Below are 20,101 nucleotides of genomic sequence, written 5' to 3' on the forward strand. Positions count from 1 at the left end.
GCCACACCAGGTTCTTCGCCTTCGGTGCGATGAGCGGATCAACGCAGTCCAGCGACACGTTGGCCGGGATGCGGCCGGTGCGGAAGACGTCGATGATACCGCCGGTCTGGAAGAGCGCGGCACCCGCCTTGGAGGGACTCGCCCTGCACGTCGTCGATGCGGCCGGCGACCACGACGTCGGCTTTACCCAGAGCAATCTTGCTGCATAACCCAGATAAAGATCCAGCCCACTCTCGACTAGGTCGAGGTGGGCTGAACGATTAAACGAAGCTCATCACGGCGCACGACACCCCGCCAGACGGACGAACAAATGAGCAGGCAGCGAATGCGGTTGAATGGACGGTGTCAAGTTTTTCGTGGCTGGGTGAATTTCTTCGCATCATCAATCGCATGCAGAAATCGCGTACATCGTGTAGGCTCACACGCAGCACTAACAGCCCGAAAGAAGAACGAGAAAGCATAAAGGAGGCGAACCGCGATGATGACCTATAACAATCAGCCGCTAGGACGCTTCTTTAAGCAACTCTTCTAACAGGCTGACTTGACCATTTCCCGGGAAAGCGGCCCTGCTTATCCCGGACGTTGGTGCCAGCCGCGCGACCCGCGCGCAAACTTATAAGTCAGCCGCCCAAGCAGGCCCTTTCTCACGAACTGCGTTACGCAAACGCAGAGAAAGGCTCTTTTATGCGCCTGCACAACTTCGCCTCCATTGTTGAAGACAAGACGGTGGCGCAGGCACAACTCGTCGCTGACCTGCCCTTCGTCTACCCACACGTGGCGCTCATGCCTGATGCCCACTTCGGCAAGGGCTCCTCGGTCGGCACCGTTTTCGGCACGCTGCGTGCCGTCATCCCGGCGGCCGTCGGCGTGGACATCGGCTGCGGCATGATTGCCGTGCGGACCCACCTTACGCACGCGGATATCCAGGACTTCGCTCTCGAGGACCTGCGCACCGCGGTCGAAGACTCCATTCCACTCTCGCCCGGAAACTACAACGGTTGGATCATGGACCCGCGCACCGAGGCCCGCACGCGCGAGCTCGCGCAGCTGGCCCAGGACACCGGCGTGGACCTTAGTCATTCGAAGCACTGGCGCCAGCAGCTGGGCAGTTTGGGCGGCGGCAACCACTTCATCGAGCTGTGTCTCGACGAAGAAGATCGCGTCTGGCTGTTCCTGCACTCCGGCTCGCGCGGCGTGGGTAACAAGATTGCACAGAAGCACATCAAAGCTGCGCAGCGCCACTGCGAGAAGCACTGGATCCAGCTCGCGGACAAGGACCTGGCCTACCTCGTCGAGGGCACGGAAGAGTTCGACTCCTACATTGCGGATCTCCACTGGGCACAGCACTTTGCGCTGCTCAATCGCGATGAGATGATGGACCGCTTCCTCGACTGCGTCGCCACCTGGTCCGGCGCGGATCGCGAGAACCTCGAGCTCGAGCGCATCAACTGCCACCACAACTACACCCAGCGCGAGAACCACTACGGTAAGAACGTGTGGCTCACGCGCAAGGGCGCCATCAAGGCGGATGAGGGCGACCGCGGTCTCATCCCCGGCTCGATGGGCACCGCCAGCTACGTCGTGGAAGGCAAGGGCTACGCGCCGGGCCTTAAGTCTGCGCCGCACGGCGCCGGCCGCGTCATGTCGCGCACCCAGGCCAAGGCCCGCTTCACCGAGGAGGACCTTGCCGCACGCATGGAAGGCATCGTCTATCGTCCCGGCGCCGAGTTCGTCGATGAGATTCCGGACGCCTACAAGGACATCGACCGCGTGATGGCCGATGCCACCCAGCTCGTTGAGGTCAAGCACACCCTGCGCCAGATCCTCAACGTTAAGGGCACCTAATCTGCGCCATTAAGGGACCGTCACTTTGAGTGACTGTCCCTTTTGCGCTTTCCGATGCCTTTCCTGCAGCGTCGCACCAGCACGACGCTTTGCCTTATGTAAGGAAACGAAGCGCGTGACTACTAATGATTACTGCTTATTTATCGCGAAGGGCTGGAACCGCTCGGCCGGTCGGAGGTGAAAGCCGAGTATTAAACTGCGTCGAGGCGAGTTGGCGTTCAGCATCGTTGACCAACATGAAAACATCGTCAGCGAAGTAACCGAGAAGCCCGCCCACACCGATGACTTTCTTACGCAGAATGCCAGCGTCGGTGAGTGAATCGAGAGCATCTCGGGCCGTGCTTGTCGATGAAATCCCCAGCTCGGACTTCACGATGGGCACCGTGACCAAAGGCATGGCAGGTAGCTTCTTGAGCAGTTGGAACTCCGTCGAATTCGATTTCAATGCGCGCTTGCTTCCTTGCGCAGTGCGGTGGTGATTGACCTTGTCCATCCATTCTGCTTCTAGGGCGGCGACGCTATCCGCAAGTTCAGCTGCTTTGGTGGTGGCGACTTGTGCAGCCTTGACGAAGAAAGAGATCCATGCCAGCACGTCACCCTCGCGGAATTTCGTGAGTCCGTCGACGTAACGGTCACCGAGCGTTGCCAGAACCATACTGACGGGGAGAACCGCAGCATCGGTGAGCCCTCTGCGCTGCAAAAGCGCGTGAATCATGGCTCGCCCCACGCGTCCATTCCCATCCGGGAATGGGTGGATGGTCTCGAACTGTGCATGAACCAGCGCTGCCTGAACGAGCGCGGCGTGGTCTGCCCCGTTGAAGTATTCAATGAGATCGTCGAGGAGTCCTGGGACTTGTACAGGAGGCGGGGGGACAAAAGCCGCATCGATGGGGTGATAGTCAGACCCGCCAATCCAGTTTTGAGTAGTTCGTACTCCTTGCAAAGGCTTTTCTGCAACGAGCGCTGTCTGCATTGCAACAATGTCATCCAGGACCAGCTCGTCTTTGTAAGCTAAGTCTGCATTGATGGTGTCGAGGATGGCGACATTGCGGGCGACAGCTGTTGCGGATTCTTTGAAACCCCGAATTTCGGAATCTGATTCACGCGCGAGGATCGCCATGGCCACTTTGTCGGAGTTGGGAGCGATTCCCTCGATCCGGGAGGAAGCGACGGCCTCAGAACGGAGCAGGAGTCGCACAACTCCTTCAAGGGAGTGGGTATTGTCTCTCATCCCAAGATTGTGAATCTCCCGCTCGATGCGAACGATACGTCGCGAGAGCTCGGACGGAAGCTTCAACGACATGCTTGCGAGGGGATCGGGAACGAAAGCGTGATACTTACCTCCTTGTTTGGCGCGTCGAGAAAGACCACTGCCATCAGCGGGGATCCATTCCAATTCGCCTGTCTTTGCCACAGCTGACTCCTGTCATGCGCTTGGGGCATTGGAGATAAGACTTATCCCGGTAGATCGATATCCTAGTTTACCGGGATAGCTGTTATCCCGGTGGACTGCGAGCGCAATGCGCCAGATAACTCTTATCGTGAGCCACTGCTTTGCAGACGTGCGGTTGAAGGTGTCTCAGGTTGGGATCGACGGGCGCACCTACAATCCACATGAGTGGTTCGTCGCGCCGCTTCCCTTTTCCGGAAGCGGGCCTGAGCTCTATCTACTACTGGCTGGTCTGGCCAGCCAGTTAGCTAACGACTACACACTCGGGAATTCACCGTTGCTGCCCAGGCGCGCATCGGCGTCGAGGAGCATGGAGATTTCCGCGGCCTTGTCGGCGTCGACGAGGCCGTAGCCGTCAATCATCACCTTGGCGTCGGCGTGCGGCAGGCGGCGGCCGTCGATGACCTCGAAGAGCGGCGCGCGGCCCAACATGCCGGCCTCGAAGCGGGCGTGACCGGCGGCTAGGCGCTGCTCGGCACGCTCGCGCCAAGCAGCTGCAGCGTCAGTGCCGCGCTGCTTGGCGACGGCCTTCTCAAACACGCCCGGGTGCGCGTACACGATGAGCGCGCCGACGTGTCCGAAGCCCAGCGAGGTCAGCGCCGCGGCCTTCACGCTGCGGCCCGCGGCTGCCAGATCCAGCGGCGAACGCAGCCACACCAGGTTCTTCGCCTTCGGTGCGATGAGGGGATCGACACAGTCCAGCGAGACGTTGGCGGGGATGCGCCCGGTACGGAAGACATCGATGAGCCCGCCGGTCTGGAAGAGCGCGGCGCCGGCTTTGGAGTGGCCGGTGAGCGTCTTTTGCGAGATGACGAACATCGGCTGATCCGCGTCGCGCCCGATAGCTGGCCACAAGATGGAGTGCAGCTCGGACTCGTTCGGGTCGTTGGCGTTGGTGGAGGTGTCGTGCTTGGACAGCACCGTGACGTCGTTCGGGCTAAGGCCCAGCCCGCGCAGCGAGCGTGCGAGACGAGAGTTCTCTCGACCACGACCGGCGCCCAGAGCGCCGAGGCCCGGAGCCGGAATGGAGGTGTGGGCGCCGTCGCCGTAGGAAGCGGCGTGGGCGACCACGGCGAGCACCGGCAGGCCGAGCTCGGCCGCCAGCGAACCGCGCACGAGCAGAACCGTGCCGCCGCCTTCGCCTTCGAGAAAGCCGCCGCGGCGGCGGTCGTTGGCGCGGGAGATGAAGCGCTCGTCGATGCCCTGCGCGGTCATGGCGGAGGTCTGCGCCGTGGCGTTCATATCGCCAAAGCCCTGCAGTGACTCGACCTGAACGTCGTCGATGCCGCCGGCGACCACGACGTCGGCTTTACCCAGCGTAATCTTGTCGACGCCCTCCTCGATGGACACCGCGGCCGTGGCGCAGGCGCCGATGGGGTGGATCATCGAGCCGTATCCGCCGATCAAGGACTGCATGGTGTGCGCTGCAATGACGTTGGGTAGGGCTTCCTGCAGGATGTCGGAGGGGCGGTCCTCGCCCAAGAAGCGGGAGACGAAGACCTTGTGCAGGGACTCCATGCCGCCGATGCCGGTTCCCTGCGTGGTGGCGACCTGGCCTGGGTGGACGGCCTGCAGGAGCTCGGCGGGGCTAAAGCCTGCCTGGGTAAAAGCATCGACGGCGGTGACCAGGTTCCACACGGCCATGCGGTCGAGGGAGTCCAGCATGTGGTCCGGGATGCCCCAGCGGGCGGCGTCGAAGTTGTCCGGCATCTGCGCGGCCACGGTGCGGGTCAGCGTGGCCTTGCGCGGCACCTTTGCGGTGGCGCCCTTGTGGCGGGTGACCTCCCACTCGCCGTCAGCCTCGCGGATGCTGGTGAACTCTGGGTCGGCTTCGGCGATGTCGCGGGCGAGTGCTTCCGAGCTGACGCTGAAGGTGATGTCGCGGTCCAAGAACACCGTGGTCAGGTCGATGGAGCCGCGGTCAACCAGGTGGTACTTATCGGTGAGCTCGCGGACGCCGGCGCGGGCCACGACCTCGTCGCGGAAGCGCTCGTAGATGTCCTCTTCCGCAATCTGTTCGTCAGTCTCGCCGACGAACCAGCCCGGCGTGGGCTCCTCGCGCCATGCGATGAGGCCGGTCATCCACGCGAGTTCGATGACACCGGCGGCGGTCAGCTCGCAGGAGCCGTCGCGCTGCAGGCCATACTCGGCCTCGAAGCGGGTGCGGCCGGAACCCCAGGAGCTCACCTCGCCGATACCGGCGATGACCACCATGTCGTCGAGGTCGGTGGTGATGTCGCCAAGTTCCTCAGCCAGCTGCGGCTGCACCGGGCGTGCCGGGGAAGGCAGTGCCTTGATGCGGGCGGTGGTGTTCTTGACGGCACTCTCTGCAGCGGACTGCGCAGCAGGCTTCTCGACCTCTAGGGAGGTCAGCGAGAAGCCTTCGAGACCGCCGGTGAGGTCTGCCTCGATCGGGCGTTCGGTGGCGCGGGCGCGGGACTCGGCGGAAGCTAGGTCTAGCAGCTCAGAGGAGATTTCCTCCGGCGACCAGACGTGGATGCCGGCCTTCTGCGCGGCTGGAACGAGGACGTCGTTGCCGCCCATGAGGTGAGTGCCTGCAACCCAGCCGATCTTGGCTTGCGCAAGGGTGACGCTGGCAGGCCAACCAGCCTCGACGTTCCACTTGGCCAGGATGGCGTCGAGCGCGGCCTTGACTTCGCCATAAGCGCCGTCGCCGCCGAAGGTGCCGCGGTTGGGCGAGCCCGGCAGGACTACGTGGCACCGGGTGGGGCTCGGGGCCTTGACCGCGAGGTCAGAGAGGCCGCCGATGAGGCGCTCGACCGACCACAGCAGCAGGCGAGCCTGGGACTCCGTGGAGGAGCCGGCGTCTGCAAGCGAGCCGGAAACAGACGGTGCCGCGAATGGGAATGCCAAGGTTGGGGTGAGCGCTGGCTTGAGAATCTTCACCTCGTTGCCCACGGATTCGCGCTGCTCGGAACCGATCCACTCCACCAGGGAGTCCACGTCGCGGAAGCTGGTGAGGTTGGCCGGAACCAACCACAGGGCAGATCCCTGGCGGCCGTGCTCGGCGTAGAGGCGGCGGGCGAATTCCTTACGGGATTGGGTCACTCGCGATGCCGTCATGATGACGGTTGCGCCGCCTGTGAGGAGGCGCTCGACCACGGCGGTGGCAATGGAGCCCGGTGCGGCGCCGGTGACGAGGGCGACGTCGTCGGCGTAAGCGCCGCGTTCGGTGGACTCGGCGGCTGCGGCTATCTGCTCGAAGTGGGCAGAGTCGACAGCGGTGTTCCCCGAGCGTGCCCACCAACGGGCCTGTTCAGCCACGGTGGCGCCGGCGCCCTGGAAGACGGCAGGCTGCGCGAGCTCGTCGTCGGCTACGATCTCACCGAGTGCTACGCGGGCGAGGCGCTCGCGGGCGGTGGCCCAGGCGTCGTCGAAAAGCACGGCGTGTGCCGCGTCGAAAGAAGGGGTGACGGACTTGAGCCAGCCGGAACCGAGCTCGGCCTCGACGGCCTCGATGACCTCGGTGTCTGGGGCGGTGGCCTCGGCAGGCTCGGCGACGTGGCCGAGCTGGGTGAGGACCTGGCGGGCCACGGTGGCGAGCACGCCGTTCTCACCGGTCACGGTCTCGGCGTAGGCCTCGAGAGCGGCGGAATCCACGACCCCGCCGGAGGCTCCACCTGCGGCAGCGCCCTTGGAGACACTGGCGCCGTGCGCATTGGCGACGCCCTGGACGGCGGCGTCGATAAGCTCGTGCGCCGCGGACTTGCTGGTGGCGCTGGACGGAACCGTGTTCAGGCTGCCGCCGCGGACGGAATCCTCGTCGCGGGAGCCGAGCAGGATTTCGGCCTCGACGTGGGCGACCCAAGACTCAGGCAGGCCCCAAGTGCCGGTGACGTACTCGGCCACCGCGGCGGGCTTGAGGCCCGCAGCGCCGAGCAGCTGGCGCAGGCGTGCGGTGACGGCTTCGCCAAGGACGCTGCCGAAAGGCGCGTAGCCAGGGGCGGCGGCGTTGACCTTTTCGCGCAGCGAGGCGACGTCCGCGTCTGCCGCGCCGTCGATTGCAGGCACGCCGATCTCAGCGGACATGTCCATCAGGAGCTGGTTGCGGCGCGAGGAAACGCCGTTGGTGAGCTCCTCGATGGTGTCGGAGTCGTTGATCTGGTCTATGCGGATCTTGTTCTGGAACGCAAAGAGCACCATGATGGCCTCGGCCGCGCGGAAGGTGAGCTCGGGGGCGGCACCTGCGGAAGGCGCAGCCGGGGCAGGACCTGCGGGAGCGAACTCGGCCGGGGCTGGCGCGGATTCAGTGGCTGGGGTGGCTGGGGCGGCTGGGGCCGATGCGGCCTCGACAGTCGGTTCCTCTGTCTCTGGGGCGGTCTCGGGCTCTGGTGCTGCCTGGACGTCCTGGAGTATGACCTGGTCTTGGTCGCGCTCGACGTTGAATACGGGCAGGTCGCGGCCTGCCACGGCCAGGGAGCGCTTGGCCAAGTTGGTCAGGGTTGGGGAGGCGGCAAGGCCGACCTCGATTAATTGATCGACCTCGTCGAAGAGCAGTTCCTGGGTCTCAATCCAGCGCACTGGGGAGGCGAATTGCCAGGACAGCAGCTCGATGAGGAGCAGGCGGGCGAGTGCCTGCGGCTCAAGCGAGGCAGCGTCTAGGCCATCGAGCTTGCCGGAAGGAGCCTTTTTTGCCACGGCGTCGACGAACTCTTGGGTCAGCTCGAAAGGCACTGCGACGAGGTTCGGCACATAGCGGCCTACAAGGGCAGAAAGATCTAGCTGTGCGGGCAGCAGCTCGTCGAGCTTTTCTGCGAAGGCTGCCACGCCATCGCGCAGCACCCGTGAGTGGAAAGGAACGTCGATGCCCGGAACCATCACGGCTGCGCGTTCCTTGACAGCGTTGGCGCGGCGGACCAGCTCGCGCAGGCCGGCCTTGGTTCCAGCCACGGAGTACTGCTGACCGCGGATGTTGTAGTTGACGATTTCTAGGAACTCGCCGGTTTCTTCCGCAATGGAGGCGACGTAGGCGTCCACCTCATCACCGCTCACGCCGATCATGTTCGGACGCAGCGCGGCCATGGCGTACTCGGAATTCCCCTCCGCGTCGCGTGGAACGAGGCTTCCCATCGCGGAGCCGCGCGAGTAGACAATGTCGATGACCGCTTCGAGATCAAAGATATTGGCCAGCGAGGCCAGCGCTGTGTACTCGCCGAGGGAGTGGCCAGCGTACATCGCATTTGAGGCAACGGCGTCGTTTTCGCGCAGGCGCGCAGTCTGCGCATAAGCCACCACGGCCAGTGCTACCTGCGTGAATTGGGTGAGATGCAGCACGCCCTGCGGGTGGACGAAGGTTTCATCGTTGACGCGCAGGGAAGTGGGGTTGTCATCGATGACGTGTCGGATACTAAAGCCCAGCGCCGCACGGGTGTGCTGGTCGGCGCGGCGCCAAATCTCCCGCGCGGCCGGGGAAGCGGCGCGGTCCGTGCTGCCCATACCCTCGGCTTGGATGCCCTGACCCGGATAGATGTAGGCGGTGCGCGGCTGTGCAAGCAGCGCCTGCCCGCGGGAGACTACTTCGCCGTCGATGCGGCAGGTGACTTCGAGCGCGGCGTGGATTCCCTTGCGGCCGACGCGCTCGACGACGATGTCAATGACGTCGTGCAACTGAACCATTCCGTACATGGAATAGGTCCAGCCCACCACCTGCCCGTGGCGGGCCGCGAGGTGCTGCGCGGTGGCAGAAAGCCACATGCCATGAACCAGCGGAGCCTCGAGAGCCACGAGCTGGGCGGCGTTATAAGAAGTGTGGATGGGGTTGTAATCGCCCGAGACCAGCGCGAATGGGGTCATATCCTGCGGGGCAGTGACTACCGCGCGGTCGATAAAGGAGCGCGGGGTGGAGGTGATCTTGGTCGAGGATTTGCCGCCGCCCCACTCCGGAGCCGGCGTAGGTGCCGCGGTGCCGCTCGCGCGCCCACGGATGGCAAAGCGCTGGACTTGCGTAGCGACGATTTCGCCCGCATTTTCCGGGACGTCGGGGCCGTTGCGCAGTTCGAGCTCCACGGTCACGATTCGCCCGGAGGCGGATTCCTCGATGGAGGTGCACTGGGAGGTGACGTCGATGCGGCGGCCGTCGGCCAGCTGGGCGAGAGGAACACGCAGGTCCACGAGGTGATCTAGGTGCACGGCGTTGAGCAGGCCCTCGATGACTGGGTAGCCATCGGGCAGCAGGCCAGAGCCCAGCGCGGTGTAGATGGCCGGCCAGCAGGGGCCGACTAGCACATCGGGGGTGCCCACCGGCAGGGCCGTCTCAGCCACGGGCAGGCCCGCGCCGGTGACAGCGGTGTGCGCCTCCAAAAGAGAGGCAGGCAGGTGGAAGGAGTAGTGCGCGCGGCCGAAAGGCGCCTCCGCGTCGATGCTGTCTTCTTCGATGCGTGGCATCTCGTCGATGACGTCGCCTTGCTCGGCCACCGAGCCCACGCCGGCGAGGCCGCGCAGGAGCGCGTAGACGGCATCGGGCAGGCGCTCGTGGGAGACCACCGGCGAGCCGCCCGTGGACACATCGGCCGGCAAGTCCACAGGCACGGTGACCTCACGGACGTAGAAGGGGCGCTGGTTATCCGGCAGGTTATCCCAGTAGGAGTCGGCGTGAATAACAATTTCCCATTGGCCGGTCTCATCCTGGCGTAGCTCAAAAGCGGAGGCATCCATGTGGAAGGCCGGGTTATCCATCAAGTGGCCATGCCAGACCAGGGTGGGGGAAGCCTTGATGAATTCCGCGGCGTCAGCAACCGCGTGCAAGCGGGAGAAGAGGCGTTGTGGCTCTTCGCCTGTATCGCACAACTGTTGGGTGGTGGCGGCCTCGAAGCGCGCGAGCAGCTCCGCCACGGGCTCATCCTTGCGCGTGATTCCGGCAACCGACACGGGGCCCGGGATGATGCGCACTTGGTCGGCGGTGTAGCGCGGGTCCTGCGCCTGCCACAGCGTGTCTTTGCCAAACCACGTCTTGAGATCGCCGTCGATGGCAGGCACCCACGGCATGGGTTTTACATGTTTGTAGTGCAGCGAGATCCACCAGGCGGCGTCCCGTGGGGACACGCTTGTCGACGCCGCCTCCGGGTAGGTTTCCAGCAAAAGCTTTAAAGCGGCAGGGGCATCGTGGACGTCATCGATGCTTGGGAAAAGGGTGTCGATCTCGCCGTGATCCGCCGGGTTGAGGCGCGCCTCCACGCGGTGGAGAAGGTCGAAAAAGCGGTCATCCCAGGTGGGATCGACGAAGGGGTGGGCCAGCTCGACGAAGCGCTCCAGCCACTGGGCGTAGGTCATCTTCTCGACGTCGCCGAAGTAAGGCTTCGAGGTTTTGTTAAGGGCGGCGATGATTTCTGCGCGGTGGGCCGCGTAGTCCTCGGTGGACAGGGAAGTGATAAGGCGCGAGGCCGCGGCGAAGGAGTTGTCGAGGTCGTGGATATCGGCCAACAGGTGGGATTGGGAGGAGGCCACGCCATTGGTGCCGGTGCCGCGGCCGACCCAGCCGCCGTTGTCTTCTGGCGAAATGCCGGTGGTGTCTACCAGCAGCTCCTTGACCGAATCGGTGGCCTTGGCCTCTTTGGTGGCCATGGCGACGGTGCCGATGAAGACGGCGTCGACAGGCAGGCGCAGCTGACCGTAGCGCAGTGCCCACTTGCCAGTGAGATAGTCGGCGGCGCGCTGTGGAGTAGAGATGCCACCGCCCACTGCGAGCACTACGTTGTTGTGCTCACGGATTGCGGCGTAGGTCTCGAGCAGCATGTCATCGAGGTTGACCCAGGAGTGGTGGCCGCCGGCGTGGCCGTCCTCGACCTGCATGATTACCTGGTGTTCCGGGTAGGCGGCGGCGATGCGCAGGACGTCGCGAGTCTGCTGGGCGGTGCCGGGCTTGAAGGAGATATAGGGGAAGCCATCGCTGTGGAGCTGGTTCAGTAGCGAGCCTGCTTCCTCGACTTCTGGGATGCCGGCAGAAATGCACACGCCGTTGAATGAGGCGCCAGCCGCACGCGCCTTGGGCACGATGCGGGTTTGACCGAATTGCAGGTTCCACAGGTAACGGTCGAAGAACATGGTGTTGAACTGTGCCGTGCGGCCTGGGTTCAAGTGTTCTTCCATCACTTTAAGATGGGTGCGGAAGACCTCGTCGGAGTACATTCCGCCGCCGGCCATCTCGGTCCAGTGGCCGGCGTTTGCGGCGGCGGCCACGATCTCGCCGTCGGCGGTCGTTGGCGTCATGCCGCCCAGCATGATGGGCGAGAGACCCGTGAGATCGGAGAATCGGGTTTGGGTATAGAAACGGCCATCGGGAAGCTCCACCAGGCGGGGCGCGAAGTCGCGGTAATCAAGCGGCTCGGGCAGCTCCGTGCCCGGTGTGGCAAGGGCGTCGCGTTGCTCGGGCGTAGCAATCTCTACGATGACGCTGCCGCTGCCGGTGACCAGCGGCTCACTCAGGCGCGTTAGGGAAGCGTCGAGGCTGAGCAAAAACTCCGAGCCTTGTGCTTGCTTTTCAGCGATGTTTGCCTGGATAAGGCTCGGCCAATCGTGTTCTTCGACGAGAATTTCGCGCGCCAGGCCGTGGTCTGTGATTCCGCAGGCAGCTGCCCATTCTTCGGTGAGCTCGGCGGCGGCGTGAAGGCTGGGATGGTGGAAGGGAAGGGCCACTGGAAGCTCGGTGGCGTGGAGCTCGAGCTCGTCGCCGCCTACGGTCCGCTCTGTGAGAGTGGCGTTGTATTCATCCACTGCGCCTTCCAAGGCGGTGCGCGTGGCTGCGAGGTAGTCTGGGGAACCGGATAACGCGAAGGCCCGGCGGCCGTTGACCACGGCTATGACGGCATCGCCTTGGAGGCGTTCCTCCACGAACTCGCGCGTGAGTCCGCGCAGCGCCAGCATGTGCGAGCGGGCGTCGACGCTGCCGTGGCTTGCCGACGCCGCCGTTCCCATCACTAGTGCCAAGCTCAGCGCCTCCTGCGGGTCGTGCAGCGCCAGCACTCCGAGGGAGCCTTGGGAGTGGCCGAGTGCTCTTTCCGGACGCAGGCCCAGCTGCGCGAGATGCTCCACTGCGGCGATCTGCCCGAGCACGATTCCCGGGATGGAATAGGCGGGGAAGACGTCTGCGTCCTGGACGTTGTCCTCGCCGTCTATAAGTTCCTGCAGGCGGCCGAAGACGCCGGGGCAGGTTGACGCGATTTGGCGCGCGACTGGGGCGGTGGTGGTGCGGGCGGATTCGAGGAGCTCGACCAGGCGGGTGCGAACCTGTGGCTGCGCGGCGGCCTGTGCGAGTGCCTTCTGCCAGGCAGAACCCTGGCCGGCGAAGAGGATGGTGGCGCCAGTTAGGCGGTGAAGTGGTGTCAGGGATGACAAATGCATCGGGTTATTACCTCGGAGTTTTTTGGTTGGAAGAAAAAAGAGGAGAGGAAGTAAAACCGCGTTAAAGAATAGTTAGCTATAACAAAATAAACGCGATGACGACACGGTAGCTTACATAGGCGTAAGTTTGCAGCCTTATTCGCCCAAAATGTGAGGTTTTACTCAACTTTGGGGGTGGCTGGAAGAATTACAGAAAACGCTCGGCCACAGCGCGGCGGCGGAGTTTGCCCAGGCCATCGCGGCCTAGGTCTGGAACCACGATGAACTCGCGCGGGACCTTATAGCGGGCGAGCTGGCCACGGCACCACTCGCGGAGTTCTTCCTGCGTGGGCTGCGCGGCATCCGCGGGCGCGCCGGGTTGGGCGCTGGCGAGCACGATGCAGGCTACGACGTCTTCGGAGCCGTCGGGGCGAGGGCGGCCGATAACGGCGGCGTCGGCAAGCGCAGGGTGAGAAAGCAGCACCTCTTCGACCTCGCCGGGGTAGACGTTGAAACCGCCGGTGATGATGGTCTCTTTGAGGCGGGCGCGCAGGGTGATAAAGCCATCGGCGTCCTGAGTGGCGAGGTCGCCCGTGCGCAGCCATCCGTCCTGGAAAGCGGTGCGGGTGGCCTCCGGATTGTGGAGGTAGCCGGAAAAGACCTGCGGTCCGCGCACGAGTAGCTCCCCGGTGGCGGGGTCGATGCGTACCTGCGTATCCGGCATGGGGATGCCAATGCAGCCGGCTCGGCGGTGTTCGTTCAAAGGATTGCAGGTCACCACGGGTGCGGCCTCGGTAAGCCCATAGCCTTCCACGAGGAAGCCGTGGGCCTGAGTCTCCCACTGGCCGATGGTTGCGGAGGGCAGCGTCGCGGCGCCGGAGATGGCTTGGGCGATCTTCGGAAGCTCCGGTGCGGCGTCCACAATGCGCTGATAAACCGTAGGGACCGCGGGCAGCCAGGTGGGAGGGGCTGCCGCAATTGCCGCAAGGATAAGCTCCAAGCGCGGGGCGGGCACGAGGCTAATCGACGCCCCCGTGACCACACCTACCGTCAGCGACATGGTCAGGCCATAGGAGTGGAACAGCGGCAAAACCGCCATCGCTTGTGGGTGCTCCTCCGGTAGGCGCCAGTGGGCCATTTGCAGTGCGTTGGCGGCGAGGTTGCCATGAGAGAGCATGGCGCCCTTGGGGGTGCCCGTGGTGCCGGAGGTGTAGAGGATGAGTGCGAGATCGTCTTTGTTTACTTCAGCCCGTGGCGTTTGCTTCTTACCCTCGGCGAGGAAATCTTCCCAGTCTGCGTCGGCGTCGATGACGTGCTCAAGCTGCGGCAACTCGCGGAAGATGCCTACCGCCGGCCCCTGTGCGATGGCTACGCGGGCGCCATGGTGGGCCACCATCGGGGTCAGCTCGTGCGTGGTGAACTGGGGATTGTGCTCCACCACGGCAGCGCCCAAGCGCAGTGCCGCATAAAAGGCAATGACGTGGGCGGGGCGGTTAGCAAGCGCCAAGGCCACGAAGTCGCCGCGCTGCACGCCGCGGGCGCTTAGCGCGCTGGCGGCCCGGTTGATCTCGGCGTCGAGCTGCGCATAAGAAAGTTCTTCGCCCATATAACGCAGCGCCACCCGCTCGGGGTGCGCGGCGATGGTCTCAGCCAGTTGGCTAAGGAGCGTGGCGTTGCCGTAGTCCAACGAGGTGGGCGTCCATTCGCCGTAGAAGCGGTGCCAGGGCTGAGAAGAAGAAAACTGCATCGCTTTTAAGCTTAGCCCTGGCTGCTATGGCGGGCCTAAACCGCTAGCTGTGGTTTCCGGACTTTAGGCGCTGCAGCAGATCCGCCTGCACTTCGCGGCGGCGAATCTTGCCTAGCTGGTCTGCGGCAAGGTGCTCGAAGTGGTAGAAGGTGCGCGGCACCTTGTAGCGGGTCAGGTTCTGGCGCGCGAAGTCCTTCATGCCTTCTGGGTCGAGGGCGGCGCCGTCACGCAGGATGACACAGGCGACGACGTCCTCGGAGCCGTCTGCACGCGGGCGACCCACCACGGCGACATCGACGACGTCGGGGTGCATGCCGATGACCTTTTCGACTTCGCCGGGGTAGACATTGAAGCCGCCGGTGATGATCATCTCCTTGATGCGGGAGACGATCTTGATGAAGCCATCGGACTCCATGACCGCCATATCGCCGGTGCAGAACCAGCCATCGTGGAAGGCCTTTTCAGTGGCTTCTGGGTTCTTGAAGTAGCCCTTGAACACCTGCGGGCCGCGCGCGAGCAGCTCGCCGGGCTCGCCGTCTGCCATGGTCTCGTCTAGGTTGTCCGGGTTAGCGATACGGATTTCGGTATCGGGGAAGGGGATGCCGATGTAGCCGGGGCGTCGGTTGTTGTTCATCGGATTGCCGGTGAGGACCGGGGAAGTCTCGGTGAGGCCATAGCCCTCAACCAGCAGGCCGTCAGTGAGCGACTCCCACTCCTCCACGGTTTCTGGGGGAAGCGCCGCAGCACCTGACAGGGAGTTGTGGATGCCGGTGATGTCTGCGCCCTGTTCCTCGGCTGCCTCGATGATCTTGGAATACAAGGTGGGCACGCCAGGCAGCCAGGTAGGCCGGTGCTTTTTCATGATGTCCATGATGAGCGGGATCTTTGGTGCCGGGGTGAGTATGAGCTCGCCGCCGACGTAGACGCCGAGTGCTGCGATGAGTGTGAGGCCGTAGATGTGGAACATTGGCAGAGCGGCCAGCATGCGTTCAGGCTTACTGCCAAACTCGGGCACCCAGGCCACACCTTGTTTCACGTTGGCGCAGACATTCGCGTGGGTGATTTCCGCGCCCTTCGGTGTACCCGTGGTGCCGGAGGTGTACAGGATGATGGCGGTGTCTTCGGGGTGAATTTCGTCGTCGGCAAGCTTGGTGCCATCGCCGCCGATTGCGGTGCCGGTCAGGGTGCTCCACGGCACGGTGTTGGGCGCTGGGGCGGTGAGCTGCTCGCGCTGCTCCGTGATGGGTGGGATAGGAATGCGCAGGAGCAGCTGCTTGCTGCGCGGCATGGCCTCGGTCATGTTGACGGAGATGATCGTCTCAAGCGGGGTGGTTTCGCGCAGCTGCTCGAAGGTGGCGGTCATCTTGTCCCAGACAATGGCCACGCGGGCGGCGTGATCCTGGAAAAGGCCCTCGAGCTCGTGGGCGGTGTAGAGCGGATTGTGCTCGACGACGATCGCGCCTAACTTGAGCACCGCATAAAAGGCCGCGATGTGCTGTGGGCAGTTAGGAAGCGCCATGGCCACGCGATCGCCGGGGCGGATACCAAAGGCCTTAAGCCCGGCCGCTGCGGCGCGAACCTGGACATCTAGCTCGTGGTAGCTTTGTTGGCGTCCAAAGAACCAGGTAGCCGGCCAAGTTCCGTGCTTGGCAAGGTTCTCGTTGTAGATATCAAGCAGGGTCTGTTCGCCGTAGTCGAGGTGGTGGTTGGTCCACTCGGCGTAGCTGGCAAGCCAGGCTTTGGACTCGTATGCAGATGGCTGGGTATCCGACATGACGTCACTCCTTTGGGGTGGCAAACAGTTTTGTTTCGGACATTATAACCATTTTGTGAACTAAATACTTCTGCCTGCCAAACTTTTGCGATGGGGTAGTTGCCGTTTCTCCTTAGCTCGCCGTGTTTGTGGTCCGCTAGAATTCACATTTGTACTCATAGTTCTTGCAGGAACCGAGACGGGGAAGCGGTGAGTGTTTCGTGGTTGCTTTACTTTTCACGGCTGCGGGAATCTACGGCCTCGTTGTAGTGGCGGGCGCGGTTGGTGCTGATTCCGTGGGGTTTGTTGTCACGGTAACGCTCATGGGGTTTGGCTTTGCGCTGTTCGTCGGTGGCTCACTGGAGCGCTATCTTCCGGCCTCGTTGTGGCGCCGATTCTCTCTTTCACGTGCTGCCAGCCGACGTTGGGGCGTGGATTGCTTCAACGCCTTTCTCTGGCGAATCGGTTGGAACAAGCACATAGTCGCAATGCGAAAGCGCGAATCGGATGGCAATGAGAAAGGTCCGATCCTGCGGCACGTCCGCGCCTCTGCGGTTGGGCATTCGTGGTCGGTGCTGCTTCATGTAGCCAGTGCGATTTGGGCGGTTACCGCCGACGGCTGGCTGGCAGCGGTAGTCCTCCTAATGATCGGGATAATTGGCCATGTTTACCCGGTCCTATTGCAGATCCGCGTTATGACGCGGTTGAGGGATTAGTCGTTTCAGGCTGTTGCTGCTCTTTTTGGTCCCGTGCAAAAGTTCCCTTTCAAAGGGTTGTATGTCGAGTAGAAGCTCGTCAGAAAACGGCCAAAAGCTCTTTTTGCCCGGCGATGGGAGCTGAGCAAAAAGAGCTTTTGAAGGGGAGCTTTTGGAAGGGACCGGGAAGTCGAGCCGGAAGCAGCGGCTACTGCCCAGCCTTCTCTTTTTCCAGGCGCTCGAGCAGATCGGCCTGGACCTCGCGGCGGCGAATCTTGCCCATCTGGTCCTTGGCCAGTTCCTCGAAGTGGTAGAAGGTACGCGGCACCTTGTAGCGGGTGAGCCGCTCGCGGCAGAATTCCTTCAAACCTTCAGGGTCGAGCGCCACGCCGTTGGCCAAGTCGATGCAGGCCACGACGTCCTCAGAGCCGTCGGAGCGCGGGCGGCCGACAACCGCGACGTCGTCAATCGCCGGGTGTGTACGCAGTACCTCTTCGACCTCACCTGGATAGACGTTGAAGCCGCCGGTGATGATGATTTCCTTGATACGCGAAACCAGGCGGATGAAGCCGTCTTCTTCCATGATGCCCATGTCGCCGGTGCGGAACCAGTCGTCGTGGAAGGCAGCCTCGGTGGCCTCAGGGTTGTTGAGGTAGCCCTTGAATATCTGGTGGCCGCGGGCGAGGACCTCACCCTCGACGCCGTCGGGCTGGGTTTCGTCCAGGTTGTCCGGGTTTGCGATGCGGATCTCGGTATCCGGGAACGGGATGCCCACGTAACCTGGGCGGCGATCGGTGCTCATCGGGTTGCCCACGATGATGGGGGAGCACTCGGTTAGGCCATAGCCTTCAACCAGCAGGCCGCCGGTATATTCTTCCCACTTTTCCACGGTATCGACAGGCAGGGTGGAGGCGCCGGAGAAAGCCGCGCGCACGCCCTTGATATCAATGTTGTCTTCCTCAGCTGCCTTCACGATGCGCTCGTAGAGGGTCGGCACGCCCGGAATCCACGTCGGGGTGTGCTTCTTCATCAAGTCCATGATGAGGGAGATGTCCGGCTTCGGGATGATAACCAGCTCGCCACCGATGAGCGGCTGCAGGATGACGTTCATGACCAGGCCATAAGCATGGAAGAAAGGCAGCGCACACAGCATGCGCTCTGGCTTATCGCCCAGGCCAGGGACCCAGTGCTTGCCCTGCAGAATCACGGCAAAGAAGTTGCCGTGGGAAAGCTGCGCGCCCTTTGGCTGCCCCGTGGTGCCGGAGGTGTACATGATGACCGCCACGGTGTCCTTGGTGACGTCCTCCGGTGTCTTGACGTCGCGGCCGTCGCCGCCAATCGCGTTGCCGATGAGGCTATCCCAGGTCACGGTGTTCTTTGCGTGGGCAGAAAGCTGCTCGCGCTTGGACTTTAGAAATGGCAGGTACTTCAGTGCCAGCTTCTGTGTCGTTGGCATCGCATCGATCATGTTGATGGAGATGACCGTCTCAAGGTTCGTGGTGCCACGCAGCTTCTCCAGGGTAGAAGCCGTCTTGTCCCAGGCAATTGCGATGCGGGCGCCGTGATCTTTGAACAAACCCTCTAGCTCGTGCGCAGTGTAGAGCGGGTTGTGCAGCACGGCGATGGCGCCGAGCTTCAGGATGGCGTAGAAGGCCGCAACGTACTGCGGGCAGTTCGGGGCGACGATGGCCACTTTGTCACCTGGGCGCACTCCAAATGCCCGGAGGCCGGCGGCCGCGCGGCGAACTTGGCGGTCGAGCTCAGCAAAAGTCTGGGTCTTGCCAAAGAAGTACGTCGCGGGCTTATCCGGGTTGATTACCAGATTGTTGTCGTAAATGTCGAGGAGAGTGGTGTCTCCGTAGTCAAGGTGGTGTGGTGTCCACTCTGGGTAGAACTGGAGCCACTCCTTGTTGTCGATTGCCGACATGGGGAATTCAGCACCTTTCGGTTACGTAAGTTTTAGCACGGGCCAGTATAGCCACGAATAGGGAACGCTAGACTGTGTGGCTATGCGCATCGCGATGATTTCTCTGCATACTTCCCCTATCGAGCAGCCCGGTTCCGGCGATGCCGGCGGCATGAATGTCTACGTTCTTAATATCGCGCGGCAGCTGGCTAAGCAGGGAGTAGAGGTCGATGTCTTTACCCGTGCTACCCGGCCTAGCCAGGGGGAAGTCGTCGAGGTTGAAGAGCGCCTCCGGGTTATCAACATCGTGGCCGGCCCGTACGAAGGCCTTGATAAGGAAGACCTTCCCACGCAGATGATCGCCTTTGCCGGTGGCTTGGTGCAGTTCGTGAAATGCTTTGAGCTGGAATATGACCTTATTCATACGCATTACTGGCTCTCCGGCCAGGTGGGCTGGCTGCTGCGCGATCTGTGGGGCGTGTCGCTGGTACACACTGCGCACACTTTGGCGGCGGTAAAGAATGCCCACCGCACCGCGGACGATACGCGTGAATCGGAAGCGCGCCGCATCTGCGAGCAGCAGTTGGTCGATAACGCTGATCTGCTCGTTGTGAACACGAAGCAGGAGGCGCAGGATTTGGTCGAGCATTACGACGCCGACCCTTCCCACATCAAGGTGGTCTCGCCCGGCGCTGACGTTGAGCTGTTTACTCCGGGCACCAACCGCAATACAGAGCGTTCGCGCCGCGAGCTGGGCATTCCGATTCACACCAAGGTCGTGGCCTTCGTGGGCCGCCTGCAGAAGTTCAAGGGCCCGGAGGTTCTCATTCGTGCAACCGCTGAGCTTATTGAGCGCGATCCTTATCGCAATATCCGCGTGCTGTTCTGCGGTGGCCCATCGGGGGTGAACTCGACGCCGGAATACTACCAGAACCTGGTGCACAAGCTGGGGCTTTCCAAGCACGTGCGCTTTCTAAGCCCGCGTCCGCCGGAGGAGCTGGTCTCCATTTACCGCGCGGCCGATCTGGTGGCGGTGCCCAGCTACAACGAGTCCTTCGGGTTGGTGGCTTTGGAGGCACAGGCCTCCGGTACCCCCGTCATCGCTGCGCGCGTGGGTGGCCTGTCCATCGCTGTGGCAGATGGAAAGACCGGCGAGCTCGTCGACGGCCACTCCCCCGAGGCTTGGGCGGATGCCTTGGAGCACTTGCTTGACGACGACCCGCTGCGCATCAGCATGGGCGAAGCCGCCGTCAGCCACGCCGCGAAGTTCAGCTGGGCTGAATCCGCCAGCGTTCTTGCCCAGATCTACGAGGAAGCCCTGCACATCGAGGTCCCGGATTGTCACGCGCGCCGGGCAATTGGTTACTAA

General features: G+C 63.1%; 9 protein-coding genes. 4 read left to right on the forward strand and 5 right to left on the reverse strand.

Going from position 1 to position 20,101, the window contains the following annotated elements; all coding sequences use genetic code 11:
• The coding region (locus HMPREF3155_RS13115) for a hypothetical protein (RefSeq protein ID WP_168166288.1) at positions 1-209 on the forward strand (209 nt) is incomplete at its 5' end.
• A gap of 475 nt (positions 210-684) precedes the next feature.
• Positions 685-1,845, forward strand: coding sequence for an RtcB family protein (locus HMPREF3155_RS02580; RefSeq protein ID WP_061920324.1), 1,161 nt, complete (start codon positions 685-687; stop codon positions 1,843-1,845).
• A 136-nt stretch (positions 1,846-1,981) separates the two neighbouring features.
• Here HMPREF3155_RS02580 and HMPREF3155_RS12990 read toward each other — a convergent pair whose 3' ends face one another.
• The 4 genes from HMPREF3155_RS12990 to HMPREF3155_RS02600 form a co-directional block, all read right to left on the reverse strand.
• Positions 1,982-3,259: a Fic family protein gene (locus HMPREF3155_RS12990; protein ID WP_062036059.1), complete on the reverse strand. Its 1,278-nt coding sequence runs from the start codon at positions 3,257-3,259 to the stop codon at positions 1,982-1,984.
• A 291-nt stretch (positions 3,260-3,550) separates the two neighbouring features.
• Positions 3,551-12,652, reverse strand: coding sequence for a type I polyketide synthase (locus HMPREF3155_RS02590; RefSeq protein WP_070432515.1), 9,102 nt, complete (start codon positions 12,650-12,652; stop codon positions 3,551-3,553).
• Between the two features lie 187 nt (positions 12,653-12,839).
• Positions 12,840-14,378 carry an AMP-binding protein gene (locus tag HMPREF3155_RS02595; protein ID WP_070432516.1) on the reverse strand — a complete coding sequence of 513 codons (1,539 nt, stop codon included), beginning with the start codon at positions 14,376-14,378 and terminating at the stop codon, positions 12,840-12,842.
• Positions 14,379-14,421: 43 nt separating this feature from the next.
• Positions 14,422-16,152, reverse strand: coding sequence for a long-chain-fatty-acid--CoA ligase (locus HMPREF3155_RS02600; RefSeq protein ID WP_070432517.1), 1,731 nt, complete (start codon positions 16,150-16,152; stop codon positions 14,422-14,424).
• Between the two features lie 200 nt (positions 16,153-16,352).
• Here HMPREF3155_RS02600 and HMPREF3155_RS02605 point away from each other — a divergent pair, with 200 nt between their 5' ends.
• The gene (locus HMPREF3155_RS02605) at positions 16,353-16,847 is read left to right on the forward strand and encodes a glycosyl-4,4'-diaponeurosporenoate acyltransferase CrtO family protein (protein WP_062036051.1); all 495 of its coding nucleotides are present in this window, start codon (positions 16,353-16,355) and stop codon (positions 16,845-16,847) included.
• A 187-nt stretch (positions 16,848-17,034) separates the two neighbouring features.
• Here HMPREF3155_RS02605 and HMPREF3155_RS02610 read toward each other — a convergent pair whose 3' ends face one another.
• Positions 17,035-18,753, reverse strand: coding sequence for a long-chain-fatty-acid--CoA ligase (locus HMPREF3155_RS02610; protein WP_070432518.1), 1,719 nt, complete (start codon positions 18,751-18,753; stop codon positions 17,035-17,037).
• A gap of 82 nt (positions 18,754-18,835) precedes the next feature.
• On the opposite strand from HMPREF3155_RS02610, the gene mshA reads away from it, so the two are divergent.
• The gene (mshA, locus tag HMPREF3155_RS02615) at positions 18,836-20,101 is read left to right on the forward strand and encodes a D-inositol-3-phosphate glycosyltransferase (RefSeq protein WP_070432561.1); all 1,266 of its coding nucleotides are present in this window, start codon (positions 18,836-18,838) and stop codon (positions 20,099-20,101) included.

The sequence above is a fragment of the Corynebacterium sp. HMSC06D04 genome (genome assembly GCF_001807315.1).
GTDB lineage: Bacteria > Actinomycetota > Actinomycetes > Mycobacteriales > Mycobacteriaceae > Corynebacterium > Corynebacterium simulans.